This is a genomic window from Terriglobales bacterium (assembly GCA_035651995.1).
Lineage (GTDB): Bacteria > Acidobacteriota > Terriglobia > Terriglobales > Acidobacteriaceae > DASRER01.
The window spans coordinates 74106-87121 of sequence record DASRER010000035.1; the positions used below are offsets into that span (position 1 = coordinate 74106).

Annotated in this window: 17 protein-coding genes; 10 read left to right on the forward strand and 7 right to left on the reverse strand. The window is 64.8% G+C overall.

What is annotated here, in order from left to right; genetic code table 11:
* Window positions 1-65 precede the first annotated feature (65 nt).
* The 7 genes from VFA60_12590 (at window position 66) to VFA60_12620 (ending at window position 5479) form a co-directional block, all read left to right on the forward strand.
* Window positions 66-386 (forward strand): DUF721 domain-containing protein, encoded by a 321-nt coding sequence (locus VFA60_12590; protein ID HZQ92626.1) that lies wholly within the window; start codon window positions 66-68, stop codon window positions 384-386.
* The gene (gatC, locus tag VFA60_12595; GenBank protein ID HZQ92627.1) at window positions 383-712 is read left to right on the forward strand and encodes an Asp-tRNA(Asn)/Glu-tRNA(Gln) amidotransferase subunit GatC; all 330 of its coding nucleotides are present in this window, start codon (window positions 383-385) and stop codon (window positions 710-712) included. The genes VFA60_12590 and gatC overlap by 4 nt, the downstream gene beginning before the upstream one ends.
* Before the next feature lie 2 nt (window positions 713-714).
* On the forward strand, window positions 715-2154 hold the full coding sequence (gene gatA / locus VFA60_12600) for an Asp-tRNA(Asn)/Glu-tRNA(Gln) amidotransferase subunit GatA (GenBank protein ID HZQ92628.1): 1440 nt from the start codon (window positions 715-717) through the stop codon (window positions 2152-2154).
* 176 nt (window positions 2155-2330) lie between these two features.
* Window positions 2331-2747 (forward strand): hypothetical protein, encoded by a 417-nt coding sequence (locus VFA60_12605; GenBank protein ID HZQ92629.1) that lies wholly within the window; start codon window positions 2331-2333, stop codon window positions 2745-2747.
* A gap of 191 nt (window positions 2748-2938) precedes the next feature.
* Window positions 2939-3925, forward strand: coding sequence for an HD domain-containing phosphohydrolase (locus tag VFA60_12610; protein HZQ92630.1), 987 nt, complete (start codon window positions 2939-2941; stop codon window positions 3923-3925).
* Window positions 3926-4023: 98 nt separating this feature from the next.
* The gene (locus VFA60_12615) at window positions 4024-4800 is read left to right on the forward strand and encodes a dolichyl-phosphate beta-glucosyltransferase (GenBank protein HZQ92631.1); all 777 of its coding nucleotides are present in this window, start codon (window positions 4024-4026) and stop codon (window positions 4798-4800) included.
* Window positions 4801-4807: 7 nt separating this feature from the next.
* Window positions 4808-5479, forward strand: a complete 672-nt coding sequence (locus VFA60_12620; protein HZQ92632.1) for a thiamine phosphate synthase — start codon at window positions 4808-4810, stop codon at window positions 5477-5479.
* On the opposite strand, the gene VFA60_12625 is transcribed toward VFA60_12620, so the two are convergent.
* From VFA60_12625 to VFA60_12645, 5 genes are all read right to left on the reverse strand, one after another.
* Window positions 5418-6170, reverse strand: coding sequence for a YdeI/OmpD-associated family protein (locus VFA60_12625; GenBank protein ID HZQ92633.1), 753 nt, complete (start codon window positions 6168-6170; stop codon window positions 5418-5420). The two genes, VFA60_12620 and VFA60_12625, sit on opposite strands and share 62 nt — an antisense overlap.
* An 86-nt stretch (window positions 6171-6256) precedes the next feature.
* Entirely contained in the window at window positions 6257-6736 is a 480-nt protein-coding gene (locus VFA60_12630) for a YdeI/OmpD-associated family protein (protein ID HZQ92634.1), read from the reverse strand.
* Between the two features lie 20 nt (window positions 6737-6756).
* Entirely contained in the window at window positions 6757-7293 is a 537-nt protein-coding gene (locus VFA60_12635; GenBank protein ID HZQ92635.1) for a VOC family protein, read from the reverse strand.
* 33 nt (window positions 7294-7326) lie between these two features.
* Window positions 7327-7800 carry an SRPBCC domain-containing protein gene (locus tag VFA60_12640; protein ID HZQ92636.1) on the reverse strand — a complete coding sequence of 158 codons (474 nt, stop codon included), beginning with the start codon at window positions 7798-7800 and terminating at the stop codon, window positions 7327-7329.
* Complete coding sequence (locus tag VFA60_12645) at window positions 7797-8216, reverse strand: metalloregulator ArsR/SmtB family transcription factor (protein HZQ92637.1); 420 nt, start codon at window positions 8214-8216, stop codon at window positions 7797-7799. The genes VFA60_12640 and VFA60_12645 overlap by 4 nt, the downstream gene beginning before the upstream one ends.
* A gap of 93 nt (window positions 8217-8309) precedes the next feature.
* Between VFA60_12645 and VFA60_12650 the strand changes: the two genes are divergently transcribed.
* Window positions 8310-9278, forward strand: a complete 969-nt coding sequence (locus VFA60_12650) for a quinone oxidoreductase (GenBank protein HZQ92638.1) — start codon at window positions 8310-8312, stop codon at window positions 9276-9278.
* 70 nt (window positions 9279-9348) lie between these two features.
* On the opposite strand, the gene VFA60_12655 is transcribed toward VFA60_12650, so the two are convergent.
* Both VFA60_12655 and VFA60_12660 read right to left on the reverse strand, forming a co-directional pair.
* A complete protein-coding gene (locus VFA60_12655) occupies window positions 9349-11574 on the reverse strand; it encodes a S9 family peptidase (protein HZQ92639.1) in 2226 nt (741 codons plus the stop codon).
* 188 nt (window positions 11575-11762) lie between these two features.
* On the reverse strand, window positions 11763-12068 hold the full coding sequence (locus VFA60_12660) for a DUF962 domain-containing protein (protein ID HZQ92640.1): 306 nt from the start codon (window positions 12066-12068) through the stop codon (window positions 11763-11765).
* 256 nt (window positions 12069-12324) lie between these two features.
* On the opposite strand from VFA60_12660, the gene VFA60_12665 reads away from it, so the two are divergent.
* Window positions 12325-12813, forward strand: coding sequence for a transposase (locus VFA60_12665; protein ID HZQ92641.1), 489 nt, complete (start codon window positions 12325-12327; stop codon window positions 12811-12813).
* Window positions 12714-13016, forward strand: a 303-nt coding sequence (locus VFA60_12670; GenBank protein ID HZQ92642.1) for a transposase, incomplete at its 3' end; no start/stop codon positions are given. The genes VFA60_12665 and VFA60_12670, both read left to right, overlap by 100 nt.

Sequence of the window (13016 nt, forward strand, 5' to 3'; positions counted from 1 at the left end):
GAACATCGGGTCATCGGGTTATTGACCACTGGGCCCTGATTGTCGGTTCAATGATCAATGACCCGATGACCCGATGTTCAATCGCGATGGAGCCGGCGCGTCCAGCCCTGCACAAGATCGCTCTCGACCTGCTGAGGCAGGCGGGCGAGGCGGAGGCGCCGCTGTTGGCCTGGCGGCTGGTGTGCGGATCGAGCGTCGCTGAGCGGACGCGTGCCACGGCATTCGCCACGCCCGTGCTCACGGTCGAAGTGCCCGACGCTGCCTGGCGCGCCGAACTGAAGTCGCTCGAGCCGCAGTACCTGGCGGCGCTGCGCCAGATGCTCGGCGAACGCGTCACGCGCATTGAGTTCGTCGTGGTCGGAGGATCGAGAAGGCCGCCAGCATGAAAGTCACAGAAAAAGACGTGCTCTACGTCGCCGACCTGGCCAACCTGGAGCTGACCGATGCCGAGCGCGCGCGCATGGTGCGCGACCTGAACCAGATTCTTGAGCACATCGACATGCTCAACGAGCTCGACACGGCGAACGTGCCGCCCATGGCGCAAATTTGCGACCGCTTCGGCGTCGATCCGGCAAAGACCGGCAGCGCGCGCTTCCTCTACGCCATGCGTCCCGATGAAGTCCGGCCGTCGCTGCCGCGCGAAGCCGCGCTGAAGAACGCGCCCGAGTCCGACGGAACGTTCTTCAAAGTCCCCAAGGTGATCGAGCGCTGACCATGGACCTGGGGCTGCTCACCGTCGCATCCACGCGCACCGCCGTCCAGGAGCGGCAGGTCACCGCCACCGCGCTCGCCGAAAACTTCTATACAAAGATCGCCAGCGACGACGCCGACATTCACGCTTATCTGCACCTGTGCCGCGAGCGCGCATTGCAGAAAGCCGGCGAGATCGATGCCGCGGCCAAAAAAGGCGACGCCTTGCCGCCGCTGGCCGGTGTTCCCATCGCGGTGAAAGACGTGATGGTGATGCGCGGCGTCCGCGCCACAGCGGGTTCGAAGATCCTGGAAAACTACGTTTCGCCCTACGACTGCACCGCGGTGGCGCGCCTGGAAGCTGCCGGCGCCGTTGTGCTGGGCAAGACGAACTGCGACGAGTTTGCCATGGGCTCGTCGAACGAGAACTCGGCCTACGGCCCGGTGCGCAATCCGCGTGACAAGTCGCGCGTTCCCGGCGGATCGTCGGGCGGATCGGCGGCGGCCGTCGCCGCCGGAACCGCCGTTGCCGCGCTCGGTTCCGATACGGGCGGCTCCATCCGCCAGCCGGCATCGTTCTGCGGCGTCGTCGGCCTCATGCCGACTTACGGCCGCGTGTCGCGCTACGGCCTGATCGCGTTCGGCTCGTCGCTCGACCACATTGGCCCGCTCACCAAGTCAGCGAAAGACGCGGCGATTTTGCTGCGCCACATGGCGGGACGCGATCCGCTCGATTCCACCTCCGCCAACGTTCCTGTGCCCGATTACGAAGCCGCCATCGGCGAGCCGGTGCGCGGGCTCAGGCTCGGCGTTCCGCGCGAGTATTTCGGCGATGGTCTCGACCCGGAGGTTCGCGCTTCGGTCGAAGCCGCGATCCAGAAGCTGGCGTCCGCCGGCTGCGAGGTTGTGCCGATTTCCATGCCGCACACCAAGTACGCCATTCCCACGTACTACGTGGTGGCGACGGCCGAAGCGTCATCGAATTTGGCGCGCTACGACGGCGTGCGCTACGGCCATCGCTCGCGCGGGGCGCGCACGCTGAGCGAGATGTATCGCCGCAGCCGCGACGAAGGCTTCGGCCCCGAGGTGAAGCGCCGCATCATGCTCGGCACCTACGCGCTCAGCGCCGGTTACTACGACGCGTACTACCTGAAGGCGCAGCGCGTGCGCACGCTGCTCACAAAAGACTTCGAAGATGCGTTCACCAAAGTGGACGCCATCGTTACGCCCACATCGCCCACACCCGCGTTCAAGCTCGGCGAAAAATCCGACGATCCGCTGGCCATGTATCTCGCCGACATCTACACCGTGACTGCCGACCTCGCCGGCGTTCCCGGCATTTCAGTGCCGTGCGGCAACTCGCGCGAGGGCCTGCCCATCGGGCTGCAAATCCTCGGCCGCCACTTCGACGAGGCCACCGTGCTCCGCCTGGCGCACGCCTATGAGCACGCGCGAGCGGCGTAAATCAGCCCGGCCATAGTCCTTGGTAACCGCGTGTAAGAACTGCTCGCTGGACGCCCGATTTTCCTCCTGTTCCCAACCGACGCCATCACGTAACCAACTCATTCCATTTGACTTGCCAGCGGGCAGCTCTGGTTGAAGCCGTGCATCCAGGTAGGGCGTTGCTGAGGAGAAAAGCGATGAAGTGCATCACTCGTCTGCTGCTTGCCATCGGGACCGCTGCGGCACTTTGCTCGGCCCCGGCTTTCGCCAAGGACCACGGGCAAGGCCACGGCAAGGACAAATTCGAGAAGCACGACCGGGATCACGACCGCGACGATCGCTGGCGCCGCGACCATGATCGCGACGATCACTTCCGCCATGCCAACTCGGGAACACCTCCGGGCTGGAGGCACGGGCGCAAGACCGGATGGGGCAACTGCGACCTGCCTCCGGGACAGGCAAAGAAGCAAGGCTGCCATTCGACCTGGGTGAACCATCGTGACCGTGACCGCGACCGCCGCATCTGGCGTGATCGCGCCGAAAACCGTCGCGAACGCGAACGCCGCGAACGCGAGCGCCGGGAGCCCGCGAGCCACGAGTGCGCCCGCGCCTGAGCGCTGGCAGCAACGCGGCGCTTGGCGCGCGCCAGGAAGTACAGGTGAATAAGTAACCCGGTTCCGGCGCTCGCGGGCATGCAGCCTGCTTCCGCCAGTGTGCGGATGCGGGCTTTCCCTGTTCTGAACCAGCCCGAGGCCGTGGCCCCAGCACCATGCAACCAACCGGATTGTGCTCGCTTCCTAAATTCATGCCCCAATCGCAGGCTTCGCGGAAGCGCGCCCGGCGCATTCTGCTGGTGGAGGACAGCGAAGGAAATCGCGACCTGATGCGCGAGTTGCTGACGGTGCGCGGCTACGATGTGGTGACGGCCGCCAATGCCGACGAGGCGGAAGCTGCCATTCGCGTCCAGCAGCCTGACCTTATCCTGCTCGACGTGATCATGCCGGGGCGCTCCGGATACGATCTCTGCCGCAAGCTGAAGAGCGACCCCACCACGCGCCTGGTTCCCGTGGTGATGATCACCGGACTGACCAGCCGCGAAGACCGCATCCGCGGCATTCAGGCCGGCGCCGACGAATTCCTGAGCAAGCCCATCGTCCCCGAAGAACTGTTTGCGCGCGCCGAGTCGCTGCTTCGCCTGAAGGACTACACCGACGAGCTGGAAAACGTCGAGTCCGTGCTCTTCACCCTGGCGCGCAGCGTGGAGGCGCGCGATCCATACACCGAAGGCCACTGCGAGCGGCTCTCGCGGTATAGCGTGGACCTGGGCCGCCGCCTGGGCCTCGACGAAGACTCGCTCACCGCGCTGCACCGCGGCAGCATTCTCCACGACCTGGGCAAGATCGTCATTCCCGATGAAATTCTTCGCAAGGGAAAGAACCTGAGTCCGGAAGAGTGGCAGATCATGAAGCAGCATCCCGTCACCGGCGAAAGCATCTGCCAGCCGCTGAAGTCGCTGCGCAACGTGCTGCCCATCATCCGCCACCACCACGAGCACTGGAACGGCACCGGCTATCCCGATGCACTGCGCGGCGAGGAAATCCCGTTCCTGGCCCGGGTCCTGCAGGTAGTGGATGTTTACGACGCCCTCCGCACCGCCCGCCCCTACAAGCCGGCGCTTTCCCACTCCGAGTCCGAGCGCACCATGCGCGGCGAAGCCGCCAGCGGTTTGTGGGATCCCGACCTGGTGGCCTCCTTCCTCGGCATGGTCTCCGAGCAGCGCCAGGCTGCTTGACACGCACCAGCCGCTTTACCGCTGAGTTGCGCTCCTATAGAGTTGCCACGGGCTTTTGCACAGCAACACTGCCTGCAATTCGCGGCTCTAACTAGCAGATGCCAGCCATCAGCATCGTCATTCCGGCATATAACGAAGGACAGCGCATCGGCGCCACCCTGCAGCGTGTGCTGGACTACGCCGCCGAGCAGCGCTGGGACGCCGAATGCGTGGTGGTCAACGACGGCTCGCGCGACAACACCGCCGCCCTGGTGCGCGAGGCCGCCGCGCGCAATCCCGCCGTGCGACTCATCGAGAACCCCGGCAATCGCGGCAAGGGCTACACCGTGCGCAACGGCATGCTCAACGCCGCCGGCGACCTGCTGCTGTTCACAGACGCCGATCTCTCATCCCCCATCGAGGAAGCGCCACGCCTTTTCGCCGCGCTGAACTCCGGCGCCGACATCGCCATCGGCTCGCGCTGGCTGCAACGCGAACTGCAAACCCTGCGTCAGCCCTGGTACCGTCAAATCTTCGGGCGCGCATTCAATTTTTTTCTCAGAACGGTCCTGGGGCTGTCTTTTAAAGACACGCAGTGTGGCTTCAAGGCATTCAAGCGCGGCGCCGCGCAGGCCATCTTTCCGCGCCAACTGGTGGAGCGCTGGGGCTTCGATCCTGAAGTGCTTTTTCTCGCCCGCAAGCTCGGACTGCGCACCGACGAAGTCGCGGTCCGGTGGGCCCACGATCGCCGCACCAAGATCAGCTTTTTCCGCGACGGCATGCGCATGGTCGTCGAGGTCCTCAAGGTGCGGATGCACGACCTGGCCGGACGCTACGACCAACCCGTGCCTGCGGTCGCAACACCGCACGTCGAGCGAGTCAAGACGGGGCAGTGAATCCCGATTGGCATTCGCAACTTTGCTGCTCTACTACATCACCGACCGTACACAGTTTCCCGGCGACGAGGCGGCCCGCCGCGCCCGGCTGTTGGAGCGAATCGCCGCAGCTGCCGGCGCGGGAGTGGATTACATCCAACTGCGCGAAAAGGACCTGAGCGCTCGCGAGCTGGAACAGCTGGCGCGCGCTGCCATCCAGGCAATTCGCGGTGCTTCGTCGAGCGCGCGCCTGCTCATCAACTCGCGCTGCGATGTGGCGCTCGCCGCCGGCGCGAATGGCGTGCACCTGCGCGCCGGTGCGCAAGACATCTCGGCAGCCGACGCGCGCGCCCTGCTCGTCCGCGCCGGCATGTCGTCTCCCATTGTCGCGGCTTCGTGCCACGCGTCGAGCGAGGTCGCGTTGGCGGCCTCGGAGGGCGCTGACTTCGCCGTCTTCGGACCCGTGTTCGGCAAAGGACCAGACGCTGCGCACGAGCAGGTGGCGCCTGCCGGCCTCAGCGCGCTGCGCGCCGCCTGCTCGGCGTCTGTTGGAGGCATGCCAGTTTTGGCCCTCGGCACCGTCAGCACGGAGAACGCCGCCGGCTGCCTGCGCGCCGGCGCCGCGGGTGTGGCGGGAATCAGGTTGTTTCAGAATGGCGACGTGGCCGCGACTGTTCGCCGTCTGCGCTCTCTTCCATAGTGCTGTTCCGCGTCTGCTTCTTCTGCGCCCCGCGTCCTTCGGCGTAGTCCAGCATCACCTCGACGCACTTGGCCAGGCGGCGGGCGCGCGCCTCCGGCGTTTTGTAGCCGAAGAGTCCGAACAGGTGAAAGCGTTTTTGTGAGCGCGGCATCAGCTCCCAGCCACGCCGTGCTTTCGCGTTGCGCGCCATCGCGGCTTGCAGAACCGGAGGCGGTTCGCGCTCGGCCTCCATCACCTGCATCAGCCGCTCGGCCATCTGCTCAGAGCGGCGCGCGCGCGTTTCCTCATGCTTGGCCTCGCTGATCACCCGGATGAGGTCACGGCGTGTCGAGGGACTGAGCGTGTCGAAGAACTTGCGCAGGCGCTTGTCCTGGTCGAGCGCGCGCCGCAACTCTAGTGGCACGGTCACCATGCGCTCTTCGGTATCGGGCTCCATGCGGAACTCGGCCGTGGCGCCGGGCAGGGCGCGTCCGCCCCTCTGCATCTGCTTGTTGACCACCATGTAATGCGTGCCGCGGCCGGTAGGAAACAGCGAGGTGCGGAAGGCGAAGCCGTTGACGCTGCCTCGGACTCGGATCTGTCCGCGCTTGCCCCAGATTTTCGCCGCGTCGAACGGCACGTGAATGATGACCCAGCCCAGATTGCCGGGCATGCGCTCGAGCGTGGCGCGGAACTTCCTCTCGGTCGGCACAGAAACTACCTGCCACGGATTCACGACGGATGACACCGATCAGAATGGGCCAAGTCCGTGTTATCCGTGTTCATCCGTGGTGAGTCCTACATCATCTTCTTCCCCGCGGCGATCATGGCGACAGCTTTGCGGATGCGCTTCACGCGGGTCTCGGCGCGCTTGGCGCTCTCGATACAGTCAACGTAGGCCTTGCGCTGCGAGTAGGAGAATTCAGCAAACTGCGATTTTGCCTTCTCATTTGCCGCGAGCGCCTTCTTCAGGTCGGGCGGGACCTTGACGACGCGCGGCCCGGAATCGGGAGCCAGCGTGAATGTGGCTGAACTCCCCGGCTGAACCTTGGCGCCCGCCTGCATCTGCTTGTTGACCATCATCGTGTGCCCGCCGTTGCCGTCGGGAAAAATCGACGAGCGGAAGGCGTAGCCGTTGATGGTGCCCTTCACTGACATGCGCGCCTTTGTTCCCCACACCTCCTCCACCCTGAAGGGAACGCGCATGATCACCCAGCTGCCGCCTGGGCCAACCGCTTCCAGCTTCGCTTTGAACGTCTTCTGGTTCTGGGCACTCATCGTTTCCACCATCGCCGCACTCACAGCGAGGAGCCTTTCGCCGCCTTCGCACCCGGCCCCTCGAGCACGTACTGGTTGCCGTACGGGTCTTCGAAGATTGCTTGCGTACCCCAGGGACGGACTTCGGGCGCGCGCACGAATTTCACGCCACGCGAGCGCAAGACTTCGTAGGTTTTAACACAGTCGGCAGTGCTGAAGACCCAGCTCACTTCTTTTCCGATGCGATCGGAATGGTTGGTCATGTTCCCTTCCCCATTGCCGCTCTCCGGCAGGTCGAGCACGATCCCAATGTCTTTTTGCCCTTTGGGCGCTACCACCACCCATCGTTGCCCAGGCGCGGGACCGTACTTCTGGTCCTGGACCTTGTCGAAGCCCAGTTTGCCGACGTAGAAGGCCAGGGCCTCGTCCAGGTTCGGCACCACCAGCGTGACAAAGTGCAGCCGGCTGATGCCGGCAATCTCGCCGGCGGGCGCCGGCTTGGCCGTTTGGGCCATGGCCGACCCGGCGTTGAAGAACAGGAGCATCCAAAGCAGGGCCGCAATCGTGATGCGTTTCATTGTTTCCCTCCTCTGTTTGACTGGCTTCGGGTTCTATTTCGGACTGTTGCCGTGCATCGAGACGCCGCTGCTCCGCCAGGCCTGGCCCTGCTGCGCCATGTTGGCCAGCACGAGCGGCAGATACTTGTTGAGGATGTCGCCACCCCATCCGCTCTTCATCATCATGCTCACCAGCACCGCCTTGATGCCCTCAAAGCCGCTGTGCTCCAAACGCACGTTGGTTCCCGCGGCAGTGGGCGTGAGTGTCCAGACTACGACCGTATCGATCGCGTTGCTCTTCCAGGTATAGGAGAGGCGGCGTGGCGGATCGAGTTCGCGCACCTGGCAGTCCACGATGCCGTTCCATCCCGGCATCGGCTTGGCGCGAAACTGGAAGCGATGTCCTACGCGCGGCTCGAAATTGTTCGTCATGAGCCACTCGGTGATCGCCCCGGAGTCGGTCAGCGCGCGCCAGACACGTTCCGGCGGATGCGGATACTCGACTTCAAACTTCAGATCGCGCTTCATGCCTTCCTTCCCGAATGCCCCCTGGGCCGTTTCGCACCTACACGCCGCGCCGGTCTCGCGGCGGCTGATGTCTCACTGGCCGCCATGCGATCGAGGTAGCGTCCAAGGCGGTCGAGCCGGCCGCGCCAGAATCGCTCGTAGAACGCCAGCCAGTCCGCCACCTCGCGCAACGGCGCCCCATCGATGCGGTAGAGCCTCTGCCTGCCCTGCCGCCGCTCGCTGACTAGCCGTGCCGAGCGCAAAACGGCCAGCTGCTGTGAGACCGCCGGCTGCGAGATGCGGAAGTGCGCCGCCAGTTCCGTCGCCGGGCGTTCGCCTTCGTGGAGCAGAGCCAGTAGCGACCGCCGTGTGGGATCGGCAATGGCCCGGAAGACGTCCGTCGAGTGCGCGGTGGCCGTCATCAACGATGGCATCATATAAGAAAATACTTATATGTCAAGGGTGAATTGTCGCGCGTCTGTGAGGGGTTGCGGAATCGGCCTTTCACACCCCAGAATCATGCAGATCCTATGAAGGTGATACAGGTCAGGAAGCCGGGCGGGCCGGAGGCCATGCAGGTGGCCACCCTGCCCATGCCGCAGTTCAAGCCGAGTGAAGCCGTGGTGAAGGTCGCCGCCAGCGGCGTGAATTTCATTGACGTGTATTTCCGTGAGGGCCGATACAAGGCGCCCCTGCCCTTCATCAACGGACAGGAGGGAGCGGGAACGGTGACCGGCACTGGCACCGAAGCTCCCTGGATCCGGGTTGGCGACCGTGTGGCCTGGACGGGCATCCTCGGCTCTTACGCCGAGTACGCGGTGGTTCCCGCCGACCGCCTGGTGCCGATCCCGCAGGGCGTCACCGAACGCGAAGCCGCCGCCGCCATGCTGCAGGGCATGACCGCCCACTACCTCACCCACGATACCTGGCGCGCGCAGCCGGGCCAGACCGCGCTTGTTCACGCTGCCGCCGGTGGTGTAGGACTGCTGCTGGTCCAGATGCTGCACAACATCGGTGTGCGTGTGATCGGCACCGTTTCGACCGAAGAAAAAGCCCGGCTGGCGCGCGATGCCGGCGCCGACGACGTCATCCTCTACACCGAAACCGACTTCGAGGCGGAGACGAAACGTCTAACCAACAATCGCGGCGTGGATGTGGTGTACGACTCGGTGGGCAAGACCACATTCGAGAAGAGCCTGGGCGTACTGCGGCCCCGCGGCATGCTGGCGCTGTTTGGCGGCTCCAGCGGCGCCGTGCCGCCCTTCGATCCCATGCTGCTCAGCCAGAAGGGCTCGCTCTTCCTCACCCGGCCGTCACTGGGCCACTACATCGCCAGCCGCGAGGAACTGCTGGCCCGCGCCGAATCCGTTTTCGGCATGGTCGCGGATGGCAAACTCAAGCTGCGCATCGAGCGCACCTACCGCCTGGAAGACGCGCAGCAAGCCCACCGCGACCTGCAAGCCCGCAAGACGACCGGGAAGCTGTTGCTCACGCCGTGATCCGCGGCTCCGCGCTCCCGCGAGACGCTTCCGGCCTGCCGTCGTCGCAGCACGGAGATCGGACACCGAGCTACTTGTTCTCCCCGCCTCCCGCCGCCACCGCCGGCTGGCCGCCTTCGAGCGGCAGCTCGCTTTGTCCGAGCAACGCCGAGTTGCGCGGAATCTCTGTGTTCCACAAGTAATGCGAGAACCAGTCGAAATTCGCCTGCAGCACGGCGCGGTTGCTGCGCGGCTTGGTGATGCCGTGTCCGAAGCCGGTGTAGAGGATGAGCCGCGAGGGCACGTTCTGGTCCTGCAGGCCGCGGTAGAGTTCGAAGCTGTCAGGCACGGGCACGCGCTTGTCGTTCGAGCCCTGCTGGATCAGCGTCGGCGTCTTGGCCTGCTTGATGGTCGTCATCGGCGACGTCTTGGCGTAGATCTCCGGGTCGTCCCACGGCGTGGCCTTCAGATATTGACGCGTGAACGGCGTGATGTCGGTGCTCACGTAGTACGTAACCCAGTTACTGATGCCGGCGCCGACCGAGATCGCCTTGAAGCGGTCGGTGTGCGTCGTCAGGAACGCCGAGATGTATCCGCCCTGCGACCAACCCATGGCGCCGAGCTTCGCCGGGTCCACGATGCCGCGCGCGATCAGTGAATCCACGCCAGACATCACGTCCATCATGTCGCCCACGCCGAGGTTGCGGACGTTGAGCGAGCGGAAGCGCTGTCCGTAGCCGGCGCTGCCGCGGTAGTTCGGCTCCAGCACCAGAGCACCGCGCGCCAAAAAGGCCTGAATGGGATAAGTGCGATCGGCGGGCTGCAGCGTGGGCCGCGAAACGCCCGCCGGTCCGCCATGAATCACCAACAGCAGCGGATACTTGCGCGACGCGTCGTAATCGGCGGGCTTATGCAGGATGCCCTCGATCACAGTGCCGTCGCCGCTCTTCCATGAAACAACTTCGTTCGTGCCCAGCGTCCAGTTGGCGATCTGGTCGCTCATGGCCGTCAGGCGCTTGGGAGCGAAGCTCGCAACGGGTGAGACGTAGATCTCCAGCATGTTCTGCGCGTCTGACATGGTGAAGGCCATCGTCCTGAAGTCGCGCGAGAAGCTGGCCGAATCGTGCGCAGCGGCGTCATTCTGCGTGAGCCGCGTGATGGCGCGCGTGCGCGGGTCCAGCCGGTAAACATGCGACGCCGTCTTCTGTAGCGCGTAGAAGTAGATTCCGTCCGGCCCCCAGTCGAGAATGTTGGCGTTCTCGTCGAAGGCGGCCGTGAGGTCGGTGGCCTGCTCGATGTCGTCGGGCGGATGCGCCAGCGCCTTCTCCACGTCAACCACAGCGATGTGGTGGTTCAGGTAGTAGTAGTTCTTGCCCGAGAGCGCCGTCTCGAACGCCACCTGCTTGCCGTCGGGCGAAAACACCGGCGACTCGTCGGGGCCGATCAGTGCGTCGATCTTGCTGACCTTGTTGCCGGCCGCGAGGTCGAGCAGATAGATGTCCGAGTCGTCGGTGAAGGCCAGCAGCGGCACCTTGCGGGCGCTGAACACGATGCGGGTCGAGTCAGGCGACCAGGAGAAGTCATTCACGTTCAGGTCGGGATCGCGCGTGAGCTGCACGGCGCGCGCCGGCGCGTTGTGCGCCAGCGCCTCGCCTACATCCACCAGGAAGAGCTGGTTCTGGTCGTACTCCTTCTCGTAGACCTCGAAGTCGGCGTACTTGTCCTTGCGGTCCTTCGCGGGCTTGGCCTTGGGCGGATTGGCGACGAAGGCGATGCGGGTGGAATCCTTCGACCATGCCCAAGCCTGGATTTCGCCTTCGGACTTGGTGAGCTGCCAGGCCTCGCCGCCTTCCGGCGAGATGACCCAGATCTGCCGGGCGGCGGGCTTGCCATCGGACTTGGTGTCGGCCTTGGCGTCGTCCTTCTTCGCGGCGTCGCTGGGCTTGGCGTCTGACCTGGCGTCCGGCTTTTCCGGCTCGATCACCGGCTCGGCCGCGCGCTCGGTGGCGAAGGCGATCCAGCGCCCGTCGGGCGACCACTGCGCGTTGCCCGTGCTTTTGCCGCCGCGCGTGAGCTGGAACGAACGGCCGGTCTTGGTGTCGGCCAGCCAAAGACGCGTGATGTACTCGTTGTCCTTCCAGTTGGTCTCGGTCAGCGAGTACACGACGTAGCGGCCGTCGGGCGAGATGCGAGGCGCGGCCACGCGCTTGAGCGAGAGCGCCTCGTCGAACGAGGGAACATGCTTCTGTGCCGGAGCAGACGCACCGAAGAAGCAAACGACGCAGAGCAGCGGCAGGAACCGGCGGACGGAACGCATACAACCTCCAGCGGACAACAACGTGAGCCGCTGGATTATAAGCGAAAGGCTTTCACGCAAAGATCGCAGAGAACGCAGAGGAATCAAGGCAAGACGACTACGCGAGCGGCGCAACGGGTCCGCGAGAGGTGCGATGGTGTGATGTGCTTCTGCCCGGCGGTCTCCGCGATCTCTGCGGTGAAAACGGTCTAGGCCCTTCCCCGGAGCTTGGCGAACCACCAGCGCAGGCCGACGAAGAGAAAGCGCGGATCGCGGAGGAACTCCGGCGGCTTGTGCTCGAAGGCGTGCCCGACGAACTGGAAGATCCAGCCCACGACGAACAACCCGAGCGCCGTCCACCAGGCGCGGGCATTCCATGGAGACGCCAAAGCAAACCCGGAAAGCGCGACCAGCAACGAGACCACAATCAGCGGAATGCCGACGGTGTGGCAGGCGCGATTCACCGGGTTCTGATGCGATTCGGCATACTCGGCGATCCAGTCGCGTGAGGGCATTGCGCCAGATTCTAGCAGCACCCGAACGGTGCTCCCTATGGCTACTTCTGATTCAAGGTTGCCATTTGTACGTCTTCCCGTACTTGTAGCCAGCTGTTCCAGCCGTGGCCCTTTGATCGGATAGCAATTACTTTGCGAGCACTGTCAATGCCCACATTCATTACCTGGCGATCGACCGTCGGCAAGTAGCGAACCCTAGAGCTGGTTTCATAAATAGATTCCGGCTCGAATCAGGCACTTACGCGGCGGGGCCGCCATGGGCGAAGCTCTCGTCATGCGGCTCACCGACCGGCAGTGGGAGCTGATCGAGCATTTTTTCCCGCAACCCAAACGACGACGAGACGGCCGCGGACGCCCTTGGGCCTCCAATCGCGCCTGCGTCGAGGGCATTCTCTGGGTGCTGAAAACCGGCGCTCGCTGGCGCGACCTGCCGCCCTCGTATCCCAGCGGCGTGACGTGCTGGCGGCGGCTGCGGCAGTGGGAAGACGAGGGCATCTGGGTCGAAGCCTGGCAGCAACTGCTGGCGGCGCTGAACCACCACGAACTGCTGCAGTGGGACGAGACCTTCCTCGACGGCAGCTTCGTGGCGGCGAAAAAAGGGGCGACGGAGTGGGCAAAACCAAGCGCGGGAAGGGGACAAAGCTCATGGTACTGGTCGATGGCCAGGGCATTCCTCTGGGAGCGCAACTCACGAGCGCTTCGCCGGCAGAGGTCACGCTGGCGGAGTCGACGCTGGCGCAGGTGAGGGTCCCGTGTTGGGGACGCGGCCGGCCCCGGCAGAAGCCCCAGCGCATCATCGCCGACCGCGCCTACGACTCCAATCCGCTGCGCGAACGGCTGCACCGGCGCGGTATCGAGCTGCTGGTCCCCCACCGCCGCAACCGGCAGCGCTGGTGGCGACAGGACGGACGCAAGCTGCGGCGCTATCGGCGGCGCTGGAAAATCGAG